The following is a 16,946-nucleotide window of genomic DNA, read 5'->3' as shown; positions in this document are numbered from 1 at the left end:
CGCGTGAGGGCTTCGATTTAAGGGAAGAGGTAAGGCGGCGGGCCGGCGCCCGCTTATGCGGCGTCGAGTTCGCGGCCGCGGGTTTCGGGCAGCGTCAGCGCGGCGACGATCATCACGCCGTAGGCGGCGACCGCGAAGATTCCGATGCTCGCGCCGAGCCCGTAGTGCTTCGACAGCGCGCCGATCAGGAACGGGAACAGGGCGCCGACCGCGCGGCCCACGTTGTAGCAGAAGCCCTGCCCCGAGCCGCGCACCCGCGTCGGGAACAGCTCGGTGAGGAACGCGCCCATCCCGGAGAAGATGCCCGACGCGAAGAACCCGAGCGGGAAGCCGAGCCACAGCATCGATGCGTTCGTGAGGTTCAGCACCGGCGACGTATAGGCGAACGCGATCACCATGGAGCCGAGCGCGAACAGGATGAAGTTCGGCTTGCGGCCGAGGCGGTCGGTCAGGTAGGCGCTCGTCAGGTAGCCGACCCACGAGCCGATGATGATCATCGCGAGATAGCCGCCCGTTCCCATCACGGTCAGGTGCCGCTCCGTCTTCAGGAACGTCGGCAGCCAGGTCGTGATCGCGTAGTAGCCGCCCTGTGCGCCGGTCGTCAGCAGCGCCGCGCGCAGCGTCGTCGACAGCAGCTTCGGCGCGAAGATTTCCGTGAGGCGCGGCGCGTCGGCCACCTGCGCCTGCGCGGCCTTCTCCTTCTCGTAGACGTCCGGTTCCTTCACGTAGCGGCGGATCACGACCACCAGCAGCGCCGGCGCGAGGCCGACGAGGAACAGCGCGCGCCATGCCTGTTCGGCCGGCAGCACCGAGAACAGCAGCGCATACAGCAGCGCCGACAGCCCCCAGCCGATCGCCCAGCCCGACTGCACGAGGCCGACCGCCTTGCCGCGATCGCGCGCGCGGATCACCTCGCCGATCAGCACCGCGCCGGCCGTCCATTCGCCGCCGAAGCCGAAGCCCATCAGCGCGCGCGCCGCGAGCAGCTGGTGGTAGTTCTGCGCGAGCCCGCACAATGCAGTGAATACCGCAAACCACAGCACGGTCAGCTGCAGCGTGCGCACGCGGCCGATCCGGTCGGACAGGATGCCGGCGAGCCAGCCGCCGAGCGCCGACGCGAGCAACGTCATCGTGCCGATGAAGCCGGCGTCCGCGAGCGAGATGCCCCAGGTCGCGACGAGCGTCGGGATCACGAACGACAGCATCTGCGTGTCCATCCCGTCGAGCATGTAGCCGACCTTGCAGCTCCAGAACGCGCGACGCTCGCGCGGCTGCGCGTCCGCATACCATCCGAACAGGCCGTTGCGCGCGGGGCCCGCGGGGTCGGCGGCGGGCGCCGCGAGGATCTTGCTTTCCATGGTGAAGCTCCTGTCGAAATGTGCGGTCAAAACCGTGCTCGTGATACGTGCGGCGCGTGCGGCGCGCGTGTCGTGTGTGCGTCGCGATTCATCAGCCGCGGCTGCGCGCTGAGGCCGGGCGAATCGTCTGCGGTCGCGGCGTGCCGCCGCGGCGGGGCCGGACCAGCGGCCGGACCGGCCGCGGGCGCCGACCGGGTCAGAACACGGCGAGCGACGCGTTCGTGATGTCGGTCATCAGCATGTAGCCGGGCGTATGCGCGATCGCGAGCGGCAGCTTCGCTTCCATCAGCGCGGTTTGCGGCGTCACGCCGCACGCCCAGAACACCGGCAGCTCGCCGTCGCGCACCGTCACCGCGTCGCCGAAATCGGGCGTGCCGAGATCGGCGATGCCCAGTTCCCGCGGATGGCCGATATGGACCGGCGCACCGTGCACGCCCGGGAACCGGCTCGTGATCTGCACCGCGCGGATCGCGTCGGCGCCGCGCAGCGGCCGCATCGACACGACCAGCTGGCCGCCGAATATCCCCGCGCGGCGGTTCGGGATCGACGTGCGGTACATCGGCACGTTGCGACCCTCTTCGATGTGGCGCAGCGCGATGCCCTCACGCGCCAGCATGTCCTCGAACGAGAACGAGCAGCCGATCGCGAACACGACGAAATCGTCGCGCCACAGCGCTTCGAGCGATTCGACCCGCTCGGTCAGGCGGCCGTCGCGGTATACGTTGTAGCTCGGCACGTCGGTGCGGATGTCGAGATCCTCGCCGAGCACGTCCAGCCGGAACGCGCCCGGCTCGCCGACGCCCAGCAGCGGGCACGCCTTCGGGTTCGCCTGACAAAAGCGCAGGAAATCGTGCGCATACGCGTTCGGCAGGATCGCGAGATTCGCTTGCGCGAACGGGCCGCACTGGCCGGCGGTCGGCTGGCGGAACGCGCCGCTGCGTACGGACTGGCGGAATTCGGAAGGCGTCATGATGGTCGTTGGCGGATCGGGGATGTCGTCGGGCCAACGCAATTGCGTCAGCGGATACGGCCAAGAATAGAAAAGAAAAAATTTTGCCGCCAACGAGTTTTTTTGCGCCTGATGTATAGAATTTCTTAACGTGTCTCCGGGTTTTCCCCGGTCCCGTTCACTTTTCTTCACCGGCAAGCTGCGCGTCCACCGTCCCGCCGACCGCCATGAACACGCGTTTTCTCGAAACCTTCGTCACGCTCGCGAAGCTGCGCAACTTCCGCACGACGGCCACCGCGCTGCACGCGACGCCGGCCGCGATCTCGCAGCGCCTGAAGGCGCTCGAGGATGAATTGCAGACCGTGCTCGTCGATCGCGACAGCCGCGAGTTCCGGCTCACGCCGAACGGCGAGTACCTGCTCGGCTATGCGAAGGCCGTCGTCGAGGCGACGCACGAGCTGCAGGCCGCCGCGGCCGGCGAAAGCGCGCTGCGCGGCAAGCTGCGGCTCGGCGTGATCGAGACGGTCGTGCACAGCTGGCTGCCGCACTACCTGCGCCGCCTCGCCGCCGACTATCCGCAACTGGAGGTCGACCTGACCGTCGACGTCAGCGTCGTGCTGCAGCGCCGGCTGATGGCCGGCGAGCTCGATCTGATCATTCGCGTGGAGGGCAGCGACGAGGCGTCGGTCGTCTGCGACGCGCTCGCGAACTATCCGGTGCGCTGGATCGCGCGCGCGGGGCTGCTGCCGACCACCCGCACGGGCCTCGCGCGCCAGGTGCTGCGCCAGCCGATCCTGACCTACGGGCGCGGTACCGCGCCACATCGTGCGCTCGAGGACATCGTGCGCACGCTCGCGCACGCGCATGGCGTGCCGCTGTCGGAGACGCGCATCACCGGCTCGCCGTCGATCTCGGTGATCGTGCAGCTCGTGCGCGACGGCTTCGGCGTCGCCGCGATTCCGGTGCTGTTCGTCGATGCGCTGATCGCGAGCGGCGAAGTCGTCGAGCTGCCGCTGCAGCCGTCGCCGCCGTCGATCGTCGTGTCGATGTCGCGCCGCGCCGACGCGCCGAAGTTCGTGCACGGCGCGTCGATCGCCGCGCGTGCCGCGTGTCACGAGTACTGCGAAAAGAGCAACCGGTTGCTGGTCGAGGCGCTTTGACGCGGTGCGCGCAGAACGCCCGACGCGCCGGTTCGGCATTCAATTCACGCGGGCTGCCCCGCATGCGGTTGCGTGAGCTTGCCGTCGCCGTACTCGCGCAGCACCTGCGAGATCACCACGCGATAGCCGTCCAGCCAGCGCGCCTGCTTCGCCTTCGCTTCCCGATGCGCGGGGTGCTGGATCAGCTGCTGCAGCGCCGCCTCGGATTCCCAGTAGTAGACATTCTGGATCAGCCCGGCTTCCGCGTTCTCCCAGGTTTCCTCGCCGAGATAGCCGGGGGTCGCACGCGCCATGTCGGCGATCTGCTGGTCGAGCCGATGGAATTCGTCGTCGTATTGCCCGGCGCGGAAAATGAAGGTCGATGCGTACATGCGCGCTCCGTCGGAAACGATTGAAAGAGCATCAAGTGTAAGGCACGCATCGCGTGCCGCTGTCGTCACGCGGTGAGCGTGACGGCGTCGTGCCGATCGTCGAGCCACGCGTCGATGCGGGGTGCGTCCGTGCGGGTGGCTGACGTGGCTGTCGGCATCGCGGCGAGTGCGTGACGCGCACGTCCGAGCGCTTCCGCGAAACCGCGCAATTCGCGCGTCGCCGAGCGGTCGTCGAGACGCCGGCGCGCGAGCGCCGCGTCGACGCGGGCATCGATCAACGCGCGTTGCGCATCGATGAAGTCGATGCATCGCGCCCGGCAATGTGCGGAGACCGAGGCGACGGCCAGCAGCACCGGCACGATCGACATCGTCAGGTAACCGCCGGGTGCAAGCCGCGACAACGCATCGCGAACTTGCGGTCCACCGTCGATCAGCGATGCGAACACTGCGTCGCGCCACACCGCACGCTCGAACGCGAGCGCGTCGCGAAACGCGTCGAGCGCCGCGCGGTCGGCGACCTGCCCTGCCGTGACCAGCGGTATCGCCGATACGCCATCGACCGAAGCCGCGCCGTCGTGCGCACCGACGATGCAGTTCGCACCGAGCCACGCCGTGTCCTCGCGCCGCCGCGCGAGCACGCGAGACTGCAACCGGTCCGGCAGCATCGGATCGAGCGGCACCGCGCCGCAGATCGACGGCTTGTCCGCATGCACGCTGCAGCGTCCGTCGTCGGCCAGTGCCGGGCACCGCCCGAGCGACGGATAGTCGTAGCCTTGCAGCGTCAGTGCGATCCATTCGTCGTCCGTGCCGCGCGCGCGATGGAACAGCGTGTTCGCGAGCGCATCGAACGCGGCGACGTCGTCGGCGTCGAGCGCCTGCTCGCGCTCGCCCGTGCGCGATCGTTCGCCGATGCGCCGCTTCGGCACGCGATGGATCGTCAACGCGCCGACGAAGCGATGCCGATGCCGGAACAGTTCGCGCAACGACAGCGTCGGCGCGCTGTTGCAGCAGCGGCCGCACGCATTGCACGCGAGGCGGTAGTCGTCTACCACGGCCGCCGCACCGAGTCCTGATAGCGCGTCAGGATGAAATGCGCGACGTCGTCCGAGTGATACGCGGCGACCAGTTGCGCGACCCACGGCTTCGTGCGATCGGCGTCGCGCACGGTCAGCACGTTCGCATACGGCGAGCGCGCGTCCTCGAGGTTGATGCTGTCGCGCGCCGGTTGCAGGCCCATTCGCGTGGCGTCGTCACTGTCGATCGCGACGAACGCGGCCGAGTCGAGTGCCGCATGGAGCCGGTCGCGACGGAGCGCAACGAATTTCAGCGCGAGCCGGTTGCCGGTCACGTCGTGCAGCGTCGCATGCAGGCCGGCCTTGGCGCGCAGCGTCACCAGCGTGTCGTTCTGCAGCAGCACGAGCGCGCGCGCCATCCCGCGCGGATCGGCCGGGATCGCGACCGTCGCGCCGGGCTGCAGTTCGTTCAGACGCCTCAGCTTGCGCGAATAGAGCGCCATCGGCAGCGTGACGGTCGGTGCGACGGCGCTCAGCGCGTAGCCTTTCGCCGTGCGGGTGGCGGCGAGACGCTGCGCGTCCTCGAAGCTCGCCGCGTCGATCTTGCCGTCCGCAAGCGCGGTATCGATGCGCGATGCGTCGTCGAATGCGACGACGTCGACATCGAGCCCGCGCGTGGCGGCGACGCGTTTCACCGCGTCGAGGATCTCCGCATGCACGCCGCGCGTCACACCGACGCGCACCGTGCGCGTGGCGGTTTCCGCGGCAACGGCCCACCCCGGATGAACGAGGCCGCATGCAACGGCCAGCCATACGGCGATGCAATGTGCGACGCGTTTCACGATGCATCCCTCAGAATCGTGCGGAATCCGATATGCGACGCGCCGAGGTCGGCTTCCTGTTGTTCGCGCGACGACGCGCGATAACGCACGCAGTAATCGCGCGAGCACAGGAACGAGCCGCCCTTGATCACCATCGGCGTGTCGTGCCGGCGCGTCGGCGGCGCCACGGCCGCCGTGTCGCCGTTCGTGTGCGACTGATGCGGGCCCGTGTACGCGTCCTTCGTCCATTCCCATGCATTGCCGATCATGTCGTACAGGTGGAAGCCGTTCGCCGCGTAGCAGCCGACCGGCGCCAGGCCCGCATGGCCGTCCTCGGCCGTATCGAGTACCGGAAACGCACCCTGCCAGTAGTTCGCGGCCGGCTTGCCCTGCGCGTCGCGCGGCGCCGCGTCGAGCGACGCGTCGTCGCGACCGGCCTTGCCCGCGTATTCCCATTCGGCTTCGGTCGGCAGGTCGCGGCCGAGCCAGTGCGCATACGCGAGCGCGTCGCGCTGCGTGACGAGCGTGACGGGCAGGTTGCCGAGCCGATCGACGCTGCTGCCCGGGCCGCGCGGCTGCCGCCACGACGCGCCCTTCACCCAGCTCCACCACGCGAGGTCACGTGCATTCAGCGCGTCGCGCGTCGGCACGTGAAACACCGCCGCGCCGCCCTGCTGCTCGGCCTCGGTCACGTAACCGGTCGCCTTCACGAAGGCGGCGAACTGCGCGATCGTCACGTCGGTCTGGTCGATCCAGAAGCCGCCGACGCGCGTCCTGCCGTCGCCGGCCGGACGCTCGTCCGCATAACCGCGCGTGCTGCCGAACACGAACGCGCCGCCGCTCAGGTGCACCATCCCGGCCTTCGGATCGTCGCGCCACGCCGCGGGCAAGCCCGAGTAGCGCTCGCACTGCCGCTCCGAGCCGAGCGGCGCGAGCGGGCGGCCGCGATTCGCGTCGTCGAAGGCGCCGGCGGGCGACGCCGACGGGCTCGCATAGCCGGCCGCGAACGCAGCCGCGAACAGCGTGGCCGCGAGCGCCCCGCCGAGCGTCCAGAAGCGCAACCGCATCGTGTCGTCCTCAGTAGTAACCGCGCGGACGCAACGGCTCGACGCCGCCGACGTTGCTCATGTAGGTCTTCCACTGGTCGACCAGCGTGCCGATCACCGACGGGTTCTGCGCGGACACGTCGGTCGTCTCGCCGCGGTCCGCCGCGAGGTCGTACAGCTGCCAGTGACCATCGAGCGGGCCGAGCGGCGGCTCGGTCCACAACGCCTTCCAGCGACCGTCGGCGCTGCGCAGGTACGCGCGGCCGTAGGCTTCGTCGCCGAACGGCGCCGTATGCACTTCACCCGTCGCCGAGCCGGTCAGCACCGGCAGCAGCGACTGGCCCGTCACCGGATACACGTAGCGGTTGTTGTAGACGACCTTGCCCTTGTTCTGGTCGATGCCGGTCAGCGTGTTCACGAGCGGCGGCGCCGGCTGCGACGGCGGCGTGACGCCCGCGACCGCGAGGAACGTCGCCGTGTTGTCGGTCACGTGCGTGAACGCGCGCAGCGTCGGCAACTGCTGCGTCTGCCCGGCCAGGCGCACGATCGTCGGCGTCGACACGCCGCCTTCGGCCGAATAGCCCTTCGTGAGCCGGAACGGCGTCGCGCTCACTTCGGCCCAGCGCAGCCCGTATTGCAGCCGCTGCGCGTTCTGCTTGCCGTTGTCGGTGCCGAGGGTCGAGTAGATCGGCGCCTGCCCGTTTGCGGTGTCGGTCGCCGTAGGGTCCGCGCCCGAGTCGATCGGCCAGCCTTCCGCGCCGTTGTCCGACTGGAACATGATGAACGTGTTGTCGTATTCGCCGATGTCCTTCAGGTGCTGGATCAACAGGCCGATGTTGTAGTCGAGGTTCTCGACCATCCCCGCGTAGATCTCCATGTAGCGCGCCTGTGCACGACGCTCGGCCGGGCTCAGGCTCGCCCACAGCTTGTCGACCTTGCCGGTGCCGTAGTCGGCGTAGCCGTCGGCGGCCGAATGCACGGCGCTGATGTACTTCGCGTTCGCGGTGCCGTTGTTCGCCGTGGCGGGCGACGCCGACGTCGTTTCGGGCAGGCCGTCGAACGGCTTGAAGTCGGCCGGAATCAGACCGAGCGCCTTCTGCCGTGCGATCCGTGCGTTGCGGATCGCGTCGTAGCCGGCGTCGTACACGCCCGCATACTTGTGCAGCCACGGCTCCGGCACCTGCAGCGGCCAGTGCGGCGACGTGTATGCCGCGTACGCGAAGAACGGCTTGCCGTCCTGCTTGTTCGAATCGATGTACGCGATCAGCTTCTGCGTATAGAAGTCCGTCGAGTAGAACACCGCCGGACTGCCGCCCACGCCACCCGGTTGTCCGGGCTGGCCGGGCTGCACGTAGCGGCCGTCTTCCGTGTAGTTCGACGAGCCGGCCGGCTCGTGCGCGAAGTGGTTCGTCGCGGCGCCGCCGAGCAACACGTAGCTGCGCTCGAAGCCCCACTGGTCCGGCGTCTGTCCGCTGCCCGTCGTGCTGCCGACGATCCCCGAGCCGATGTGCCACTTGCCCGCGATGTACGTGTGATAGCCGGCGTCCTTCAGCAGTTGCGCGAACGACAGCGCGCGATCGTTCAGGTAGCCCTCGTAGCCCGGCAGGCCGCGCCGCTCATCGGTCGGCACGCCCATCGTGCCTTCGCCGACGAGGTGATGATCGGTGCCGGAAATCAGCATCGCGCGCGTGATCGCGCACACGGTGCCGGTGTGGTGGTTCGACAGGATGCGGCCCGACGCGACGAGCGCGTCGAGGTTCGGCGTGTTGATCTCGCCGCCAAATGCATGGATGTCGGAATAGCCGAGATCGTCGGCCATGATGTACAGGATGTTCGGGCGCTTGGCCGCGGGCGTCGCATTCGCCTGCGGCGGCGGATCGCTGTCGACGCCGCCGCACGACGCGAGCGACAGCGCACCCGCGATCGCGGCGCACACCACACGGAAACGAAAGGCAAGCAAGGGCGAAGCGGACTTTTTCATTGTTGTTGATCGCACGATCTACGGGATCGGCGATCTTAGCGTCGCCCACGCGGCGCCCAAAGTCGGATTCGTCACATGCTAACGGGGCAGGAGAATATGCGGCACGGGCCCGTGTTTTACGATTCGCGACGCGATGGTTGCGTTGCGTCAGCTGCGTCCGCCGAGGCTGCCGCCGCCATCCACCGCGAGCACCTGCCCCGTGACGAAGGCCGCATCGTCGGACAGCAGGAACGCGATCGCCGCGGCCACATCGTGCGGCGTGCCGAGACGGCGCGCGGGGATCGTTGCCAGCACCTTGCGTTCGGCTTCGCTGCCGACCGGCCGCGTCTGGCGAAACAGTTCCGTCTCGATCGGGCCCGGCGCGACCGCGTTGACCGTCACGCCGTGCTCGGCGAGTTCAAGCGCCCATGTACGCGTGCAACCGACGAGCGCGCTTTTCGCGGCCGAATACGCGGTGCGATCGAGGCTGCCGAAGATTGCGCGGCTGCATACGTTGACGATGCGGCCATATCCGCGTGCCTTCATCGCGTCGGCGAAATGCTGCGTGACCTGGATCGCCGCGCGCACGTTGAGGTCGAACACCGCCTGCAGCGACGCGAAATCGACCTTGCCGAGCGGCTGTGGCAACGCGATGCCCGCGTTGTTCACGATGCCGTCGATCTCGTCCGATGCGCTGATGCGTGCGAGCGTCGCGGCCGTCCGTTCGATATCGGCGAGATCGCACGCGATCAGTTCGCCGGGAAAGTCGATGCCTTGCGCATGCCGCGCAAGACCGATGACGCGATGGCCGCGCCGGGCGAGCAGTGTGCTGGTCGCGAAGCCGATGCCGCGCGACGCGCCGGTAACGAGATAGGTGCGGGATGACATGATTCGTGCCTCTGACGAAAGAATCGAAGACGGTGCGGTGCGCGCTCGCGCGCGCAGCGCATGCATGACGTGATCGATTGTGCGTCAGGCGGGGAAAACGCGTACGGTCGCCTGGCTCCGACGTTCGATGGCCGCATAGCGCATCCATGCAAATGCTTTTCCGAATCCGTTATTGGATCGCGCCGTCGCGCGTTCTTATACTCGTCAGCACTCTCCGATAAAGAGTGCCAACCATTTCGACGCAACAGAACAGGACGGACAGATGAGCCTACGCCCCTTGCACGACCGGGTCATCGTGAAGCGACTCGACCAGGAAACCACCACCGCCTCGGGTATCGTGATCCCCGACAGCGCCGCGGAAAAGCCCGACCAGGGCGAAGTGATCGCCGTCGGCCCCGGCCGCAAGGACGCGGACGGCCAGCGCCTCGTGCCCGACCTGCAGGTCGGTGAGCGCGTGCTGTTCGGCAAGTACGCAGGCCAGGCCGTCAAGGTGGACGGCAACGAATTTCTCGTGCTGCGCGAGGAAGACATCGTCGCGGTCGTCAATCAATAACGGAGCGCAATCATGGCAGCAAAGGAAATCATTTTCAGCGACGTCGCGCGTACCAAGCTCACCGAAGGCGTCAACATTCTCGCGAACGCGGTGAAAGTCACGCTCGGGCCGAAAGGCCGCAACGTCGTGCTCGAGCGCAGCTTCGGCGCGCCCGTCGTCACGAAGGACGGCGTGTCGGTCGCGAAGGAAATCGAACTCGCGGACAAGCTGCAGAACATCGGCGCGCAGCTCGTGAAGGAAGTCGCGTCGCGCACCAGCGATGCCGCCGGCGACGGCACGACGACGGCCACCGTGCTCGCGCAGGCGATCGTGCGCGAAGGCCAGAAGTACGTCGCGGCCGGGCTCAATCCGCTCGACCTGAAGCGCGGGATCGACAAGGCCGTGGCATCGGCCGTCGACTCGCTGAAGAAAATCAGCAAGCCGACCACCACGAGCAAGGAAATCGCGCAGGTCGCGACGATCTCCGCGAACGGCGAGGAATCGATCGGCCAGCGCATCGCCGAAGCGATCGACCGCGTCGGCAAGGAAGGCGTGATCACCGTCGAGGACGGCAAATCGCTCGCCGACGAGCTCGATGTGGTCGAAGGGCTGCAGTTCGATCGCGGCTACCTGTCGCCGTATTTCATCAACAATCCCGACAAGCAGATCGCCGAGATCGAGAACCCGTACATCCTGCTGCACGACAAGAAGATCTCGAACATCCGCGACCTGCTGCCGGTGCTCGAACAGGTCGCGAAATCCGGCCGGCCGCTGCTGATCATCGCGGAAGACGTCGAGGGCGAAGCGCTCGCGACGCTGGTCGTGAACAACATTCGCGGCATCCTGAAGACGGTCGCGGTCAAGGCGCCGGGCTTCGGCGATCGCCGCAAGGCGCTGCTCGAGGACATCGCGATCCTGACCGGCGGGCAAGTCGTCGCGGAGGAAACGGGACTCACGCTCGAGAAGGCGACGCTCGCCGAACTCGGCCAGGCGAAGCGCATCGAGGTCGGCAAGGAAAACACGACCGTGATCGACGGCGCGGGCGACGCGAAGAACATCGAGGCGCGCGTGAAGCAGATCCGCGTGCAGATCGAAGAGGCGACCTCGGACTACGATCGTGAAAAGCTGCAGGAGCGCGTGGCCAAGCTGGCGGGCGGTGTCGCGGTGATCAAGGTCGGCGGCGCGACCGAAATCGAAGTGAAGGAGAAGAAGGACCGCGTCGACGACGCGCTGCACGCGACGCGCGCGGCCGTCGAGGAAGGCATCGTGCCAGGCGGCGGCGTCGCGCTGATCCGCGTGCGGCAGGCGATCCGCGAACTCAAGGGTGCGAATGCCGACCAGGACGCGGGCATCAAGATCGTGCTGCGCGCGCTCGAGGAACCGCTGCGCCAGATCGTCACGAATGCGGGCGAGGAAGCGAGCGTGGTCGTCGCGAAAGTGGCGGAAGGCTCGGGCAACTTCGGCTACAACGCCCAGACCGGCGAATACGGCGACCTCGTCGAATCGGGCGTGCTCGACCCGACCAAGGTCACGCGCACCGCGCTGCAGAATGCGGCGTCGGTGGCCGGGCTGCTGCTGACGACCGATGCGACCGTGTTCGAGGCGCCGAAGGATGCGGCGCCGGCCGCGGCTCCAGGTGGCCCGGGTGCGGGCGGGCCGGGGTTCGATTTCTGACGGTGTGACGCGTGTGCCGGTTCGCCGGCATGCGTGCAAGCAATACATAGTGATACAACGCGTGGCGACGAAAGTCGCCACGCGTTTTTGCATTGGATCGGCGAATCAGAGCAACGTGCCGGCCCGCCGGCGCGCTCGGGTAAGATGAAAGCCCGTCCCGTCGCGCTGCCCTTCACGCCATGTCGACCACCCTCTCCACCTTGCTGCCGCTCGCCGGCGTCCTCTTGCTGAGCGTCGCCAGCCCGGGCCCGAACTTCGTGATCGTCACGTCGACCGCGGTCGAGTCGCGCCGCGCCGGTGTGATGACGGGCCTTGGCCTGGCCGCCGCGTCCGGCACCTGGGCGGCGATCGCGATCGCCGGGCTCAGCCTGCTCGTCACGCATGTCGCATGGGTACACACGGCGCTGCGGCTCGCGGGCGCCGCCTACCTGATCTGGCTCGGCCTGAAAATGATCCTGACCGCGCGCAAGCCATTGACCGTCGCCGCACCGGCCGCCGCGTCCGACTGGCACGCCGCGAAAAATGGCTACGTCGTCAGCATGACGAATCCGAAATCGGTCGCGTTCTACGGGAGCATCTTCGCGCTGATGGTGCCGGCCCACGCACTGTTATGGCTCGATCTCGCGGTCGTCGCGCTGTCGGTGGCGATCTCGGCCGCGTGGTATTGCACGATGGCGCTGCTCGCGTCGCACCCGTCGGTGCGCGGGCTGCTGGTCCGTCGCAAGGCCGTGCTCGATACGACGGCCGGCCTGCTGCTGATGGGTGTCGGCGGGCGGATGCTCGCCGGACGTTGATCCACCGCGTTTCCGCTCACACAGGCGCACACGCTTCGTCCCACCCGCCGCCTCTCCGCCATGCCGACTGCACAATCCAGCATCTCTGGCAGTGCACGGTCCCGCACGGGTCGCGCAACCTTTACGACCTTTTTACTTGCGCCCGCGCATGCGTTCACTAGAATGTGTTCGCAACCCATCCCTCACCGAGTACGCACATGCGCATCCGAAGTCCTCGCCCTCCGAGTTGCTTTTCTGCCTGACAGGCAGGACGCCTGCGTCTCTTTTTTCCCGAGCCACCGTCCTGCCAGCAGGCGGACGGTGCGCGCCGTAGTCATTCCCGTGCACGCTTGAACACGACGTCGATGCGTTGATCGCGCATCGTGCGGGAAAGCGTGTTCGCGCGGAAATTCCCGTGCCACGACGCGCCATCGATCCGCCGCCCCGGCAACGATCGATCGGCATGCATCGCATCCCGCATGTCGACCCAGTTTCATTATTTTGCATACCTGATTTAACCCACGGAAGTTTCCGATACCGGAGCCCGGTCATGTTCGAGATCGACAAGCAGTACACCCGCGAATTCATCCACGCCGCGTGCGGCGGCAGCAAGCAGGCGTTCCTGCCGACGAAGAACGGCAAGGTCGTGGCCGCCTGCCTGCGCACGGACCTCAACCCGCACGCGCCCGACGTGATCCTCTGCGACGGCAGCGCGTCCGCGCGAGCGGCCGGCAGGACGCTCGCCGCGCAACGCGATGCGATTCCGGTGTTCATCCGCATGGCAACGGACGCGTACCGCTTCGTCGGCCAGTACGTCGTCAGCGAATCGCTCACCGCACCGCTCGACTGCGCACCTTACGCGCGCAACAGCAGCTTCACGTCCGGGCAGATCTCGCGCGTGCTCAAGCTCAAGCGCTGCTGATACGCATGCGGGGCGCATCGCGCCCCGCTCCGGCCATCTTTCATACAGGAGCAATCATGCTTGGCCTGACGTTCTGGAAACACGTGATCGGTGCGCGGACCGATGCAATCCGCGATGACAGGGCGGCTGCACACGACCGGCACCGGCGGGTGTCGAGAACGCTCGTGCTGACCAGCGCCGCGGTGGCGTTCGCGGCGATCGCGTTCGGCGCGCCGGTGGTCGGCATTTCGGTGTTTCTGCTGACGACGCTGCCGTTCGTGCTGTCGGGCACCTGAAGCGGTGCGTATCGGGCCCGGTTCCATTGGCAATCGATACACAATTTTAATACCGGGCCCCCGCGTATCTGACACCGTCTTTACGCGGTTTTGTCTAGGATTTCCCTGTCATCCCGACACGGAGAGATCCGCATGCAAACGCAGCAGGCCGCCGCTGGCGGCCAACCCGACCTTCCCTACCGACGCGGCGGTGCACCGTTCGCGGCCCGGCTGGCCGACGCCTGCCCGCCTGACAACGTCCTGCTCGACGTACCGGTCGAAAGCGCGATCCAGTTGTTCGACCTCGTCGCGCGATATATCGAGCGCAGCAGCGGCGTATCCGCGGAGCGCATCAGGACCGAACTGATCAAGCGCGAACAGCTCGGCTCGACCGGCCTCGGTCAGGGCGTCGCCATTCCGCATGCGCGTGTCGAAGGGCTTCGCTCGGCCATCGCGCTATTCGTTCGCGCGCAGTATCCGTTCACCTTCAACGCACCGGACCGCAAGCCCGTGCGCGAATTCATCGTGCTCGTTCTCCCGAAAGAAGACGATCGCACGCATCTCGAACTGCTCGCCGACGCGGCGCGGTGTTTCAGCGACCGCGCGTTCCGGCAGGCATCGCGCGACGCGTTGACGCCAAACGAGATTCACCACCTGATGCGACGCACGCATTGATGCCGCGCCGTGCGGCGACAGGTACGCCCTTCATCCATTCGGATTCCCATGTTCCCAGATCCTGAAAGTCCTACTCTTACGTCGCGTCACGTGGCCGGCCTGGCCCGCTCGCTGCCGTTCATGCAGGCCCTGCACGGGCAGACCGTCGTCATCGTCGAGGGCGGCGCCGCGAGCGATGCGCGCGCCCGTCAGGCGTTCGCGCAGGATGTCGCGCTACTCGCACTCACCGGCGTTCGTCCGATCGTCGTCCAGCGTGTGCCGGCTGAGTCCGGTACGCCATCGATCCACGCCGTTCACGCGGCGATGGCGGGCGTCAATCATGAACTGGTGCGCCTGATCGGCAGTCATGGCGCCAAGGCGATCGGCATCGACGGTCATGATGGCGGCCTGCTGGTTGCGAGTGCGGACTCCGGCCGCACCGGCAGGAGCGCGGTCGGCCGGTTCGACGGCGCCACGCTGAACGCCTTTCTGGCAAACGGACTCGTGCCTGTCGTGATGCCGGTCGCACCGGACGACGCGGGCCATGATTGCCTGCTGAACCCGGAACGGCTCGGCAGCCTCTTCGCGCAGCGCACGGGCGCCGTCACGCTGGTGATGATGGTCGAAAGCACATTGCTGCGCGAACTCGGCGAGCTCGCCGGGCTCTACGGCATCACCGAACTCGAGCAATGGCTGGCCGAGCACCCGGCAGCCGCCGCAGCGCCCTGCGTGCGGGAAGCGCTCGATGCGCTCGCGCACGGCGTGCAGAACGTCCATCTCGCCGATGTCGGGCAACCCGAATCGCTGATCGACGAACTGCTGACGGAAGAAGGATCGGGGGTGGTGTTCTGCCGTCGCGGCAACACCGACCTGCTGTCGGAAACCCGCCGCTACTTCGCGGATTCGGCGAGCGTGCTGCGTGAAGGCTTCAACGTCGAGCAGAAGCAGATCGTGCGGTTCTGACTTGCGTAGCAACGGAACGCTTGCGGCGACCGCGAGGGCCGCCGCAAGCGAACGACGTCAGCGCCGCGTCGCGAGACGCCGCACGACGCTCACCAGCGCATCGACTTCATCGCACGTGTTGTAGAACGCCAGCGACGGCCGCACCGTCGCCTCGAGCCCGAAGCGCCGCAGGATCGGTTGCGCGCAGTGATGCCCCGAGCGCACCGCGATGCCCTCTTCGTTCAGCGCCTGACCGACTTCTTCCGTCTCATAGCCCTTCAGCACGAACGACAGCACGCTGGCCTTGTCGCGCGCGGTGCCGACGAGCCGCACGCCCGGCACCGGCTCGAGCACGCTCGTCGCATAGGCGAGCAGATCGTGCTCGTAGCGCGCGATGTTTTCGATGCCGACGCGGCTCACGTAGTCGAGCGCCGCACCCAGCCCCACCGCATCCGCGATGTTGCCGGTGCCGGCCTCGAAGCGGTTCGGCGGCGGCTGGAACACCGTGCGCTCGAACGTCACGTCCGCGATCATGTTGCCGCCGCCCTGCCAGGGCGGCATGTCGTCGAGGATCGCGCGCTTGCCGTACACGACGCCGATCCCGGTCGGCCCGTAGATCTTGTGCCCCGAGAACACGAAGAAATCCGCGTCGAGCGCCTGCACGTCGACGCGCATGTGCGAGATCGACTGCGCGCCGTCGACGAGCGCCTTCGCGCCCGCGCGATGCGCCAGCTCGACGATCTCCTTCACCGGCACGACCGTGCCGAGCGCGTTCGACACCTGCGTGACGGACACGATCTTCGTGCGGTCATTGAGCAGCGTGCGGTACTCGTCGAGCAGCACCTGCCCCGAATCGTCGACCGGAATCACGCGCAGCTTCGCGCCCTTGAGCGCCGCGAGCTGCTGCCACGGCACGATGTTCGCGTGATGCTCGAGATGCGACACGACGATCTCGTCGCCTTCGCCGACGTTCTGCACGCCCCACGTCTTCGCGATCAGGTTGATCGCCTCGGTCGTGCCGCGCACGAACACGATCTCGTCCGGCGAGGATGCGCCGATGAAGCGCCGCACGGTGTCCCGCGCATGCTCGTAGGCATCCGTCGCGCGGCCCGCCAGCGCATGCGCGGCGCGGTGGATGTTCGAATTCTCGTGCGCATAGAAATACGCGAGGCGGTCGATCACGGCCTGCGGCTTGTGCGTCGTCGCCGCGTTGTCGAACCAGACGAGCTGCTTGCCGTTCACGCGTTCCTGCAGGATCGGGAAGTCGCGGCGGATCGCGTTCACGTCGAACGGCGGGTGCGCGCCGCGGTGCGGGTTGCCCTGCGGTTCGGCGGCGTGCGTATCGTCGATGAAGTAACGCGACACGTCCGTGCCCGACGCTCCCGATGCACGCGCGGCCGGCACGTCGCGCTGCACGGCGAGCAGGTCGCGCAGCGCGTCGTCGCCCGGCAGCCCGAACGCTTCCGGCGACGCAAGGCCGTTCGACGGCACGACGATGTCGTGCGGTGTCGCGTGCCATCCCTGCAGCGAGCCGTCGGTGAAGTAATACGGCGACGCAGCCGGCGCCGCCTTCGCCGCGCCCTCCGACACCGCGGCATTCGCCTGCGGCACGCCAAGCGCCGCGCCGCC

17 protein-coding genes are annotated in these 16,946 nt (G+C 67.7%); 8 read left to right on the top strand and 9 right to left on the bottom strand.

Going from position 1 to position 16,946, the window contains the following annotated elements; all coding sequences use genetic code 11:
- Positions 1-53: 53 nt before the first annotated feature.
- Together F3J14_RS17385 and F3J14_RS17380 are read right to left on the bottom strand one after the other, a co-directional pair.
- Complete coding sequence (locus F3J14_RS17385; protein ID WP_166724048.1) at positions 54-1,358, bottom strand: MFS transporter; 1,305 nt, start codon at positions 1,356-1,358, stop codon at positions 54-56.
- Between the two features lie 196 nt (positions 1,359-1,554).
- Positions 1,555-2,328: a putative hydro-lyase gene (locus F3J14_RS17380; RefSeq protein ID WP_006749638.1), complete on the bottom strand. Its 774-nt coding sequence runs from the start codon at positions 2,326-2,328 to the stop codon at positions 1,555-1,557.
- A 206-nt stretch (positions 2,329-2,534) separates the two neighbouring features.
- On the opposite strand from F3J14_RS17380, the gene F3J14_RS17375 reads away from it, so the two are divergent.
- The gene (locus tag F3J14_RS17375) at positions 2,535-3,467 is read left to right on the top strand and encodes a LysR family transcriptional regulator (RefSeq protein ID WP_006749637.1); all 933 of its coding nucleotides are present in this window, start codon (positions 2,535-2,537) and stop codon (positions 3,465-3,467) included.
- Positions 3,468-3,511: 44 nt separating this feature from the next.
- On the opposite strand, the gene F3J14_RS17370 is transcribed toward F3J14_RS17375, so the two are convergent.
- From F3J14_RS17370 to F3J14_RS17345, 6 genes are all read right to left on the bottom strand, one after another.
- Positions 3,512-3,838: an antibiotic biosynthesis monooxygenase gene (locus F3J14_RS17370; protein ID WP_166724047.1), complete on the bottom strand. Its 327-nt coding sequence runs from the start codon at positions 3,836-3,838 to the stop codon at positions 3,512-3,514.
- Between the two features lie 65 nt (positions 3,839-3,903).
- Positions 3,904-4,890, bottom strand: coding sequence for a YkgJ family cysteine cluster protein (locus F3J14_RS17365; RefSeq protein WP_166724046.1), 987 nt, complete (start codon positions 4,888-4,890; stop codon positions 3,904-3,906).
- Complete coding sequence (locus F3J14_RS17360; protein WP_166724045.1) at positions 4,884-5,693, bottom strand: MetQ/NlpA family lipoprotein; 810 nt, start codon at positions 5,691-5,693, stop codon at positions 4,884-4,886. Before F3J14_RS17360 ends, F3J14_RS17365 begins: the two co-directional genes overlap by 7 nt.
- Positions 5,690-6,739: a formylglycine-generating enzyme family protein gene (locus F3J14_RS17355; protein ID WP_166724044.1), complete on the bottom strand. Its 1,050-nt coding sequence runs from the start codon at positions 6,737-6,739 to the stop codon at positions 5,690-5,692. Before F3J14_RS17355 ends, F3J14_RS17360 begins: the two co-directional genes overlap by 4 nt.
- A gap of 10 nt (positions 6,740-6,749) precedes the next feature.
- Complete coding sequence (locus tag F3J14_RS17350; protein ID WP_166724043.1) at positions 6,750-8,699, bottom strand: arylsulfatase; 1,950 nt, start codon at positions 8,697-8,699, stop codon at positions 6,750-6,752.
- Positions 8,700-8,846: 147 nt separating this feature from the next.
- Positions 8,847-9,566: an SDR family oxidoreductase gene (locus F3J14_RS17345; protein WP_166724042.1), complete on the bottom strand. Its 720-nt coding sequence runs from the start codon at positions 9,564-9,566 to the stop codon at positions 8,847-8,849.
- A gap of 262 nt (positions 9,567-9,828) precedes the next feature.
- Here F3J14_RS17345 and F3J14_RS17340 point away from each other — a divergent pair, with 262 nt between their 5' ends.
- The 7 genes from F3J14_RS17340 to F3J14_RS17310 all read left to right on the top strand — a co-directional run bounded on the left by F3J14_RS17340 (position 9,829) and on the right by F3J14_RS17310 (position 15,338).
- Entirely contained in the window at positions 9,829-10,119 is a 291-nt protein-coding gene (locus tag F3J14_RS17340) for a co-chaperone GroES (protein ID WP_006749630.1), read from the top strand.
- Between the two features lie 12 nt (positions 10,120-10,131).
- Positions 10,132-11,772 (top strand): chaperonin GroEL, encoded by a 1,641-nt coding sequence (groL, locus tag F3J14_RS17335; RefSeq protein WP_166724041.1) that lies wholly within the window; start codon positions 10,132-10,134, stop codon positions 11,770-11,772.
- Positions 11,773-11,951: 179 nt separating this feature from the next.
- The gene (locus tag F3J14_RS17330; RefSeq protein ID WP_166724040.1) at positions 11,952-12,566 is read left to right on the top strand and encodes a LysE family transporter; all 615 of its coding nucleotides are present in this window, start codon (positions 11,952-11,954) and stop codon (positions 12,564-12,566) included.
- Between the two features lie 529 nt (positions 12,567-13,095).
- Complete coding sequence (locus tag F3J14_RS17325) at positions 13,096-13,467, top strand: DUF6697 family protein (protein ID WP_166724039.1); 372 nt, start codon at positions 13,096-13,098, stop codon at positions 13,465-13,467.
- A gap of 56 nt (positions 13,468-13,523) precedes the next feature.
- A complete protein-coding gene (locus F3J14_RS17320) occupies positions 13,524-13,742 on the top strand; it encodes a hypothetical protein (RefSeq protein WP_011356211.1) in 219 nt (72 codons plus the stop codon).
- A 132-nt stretch (positions 13,743-13,874) separates the two neighbouring features.
- Positions 13,875-14,396, top strand: a complete 522-nt coding sequence (locus F3J14_RS17315; protein WP_166724038.1) for a PTS sugar transporter subunit IIA — start codon at positions 13,875-13,877, stop codon at positions 14,394-14,396.
- Positions 14,397-14,444: 48 nt separating this feature from the next.
- Positions 14,445-15,338, top strand: a complete 894-nt coding sequence (locus tag F3J14_RS17310; RefSeq protein ID WP_166724037.1) for an acetylglutamate kinase — start codon at positions 14,445-14,447, stop codon at positions 15,336-15,338.
- 57 nt (positions 15,339-15,395) lie between these two features.
- Here F3J14_RS17310 and F3J14_RS17305 read toward each other — a convergent pair.
- A partial coding sequence (locus F3J14_RS17305; RefSeq protein ID WP_166724036.1) for a family 2A encapsulin nanocompartment cargo protein cysteine desulfurase occupies positions 15,396-16,946 on the bottom strand: 1,551 nt, incomplete at its 5' end.

Origin of the sequence: Burkholderia sp. Tr-862 (genome assembly GCF_011753085.1) — a bacterium.
In the GTDB taxonomy this organism is placed as follows: Bacteria; Pseudomonadota; Gammaproteobacteria; order Burkholderiales; family Burkholderiaceae; genus Burkholderia; species Burkholderia ambifaria.
Note: the sequence above shows the minus strand (reverse complement) of the source record. Positions and strands in the feature narration are given on the sequence as shown.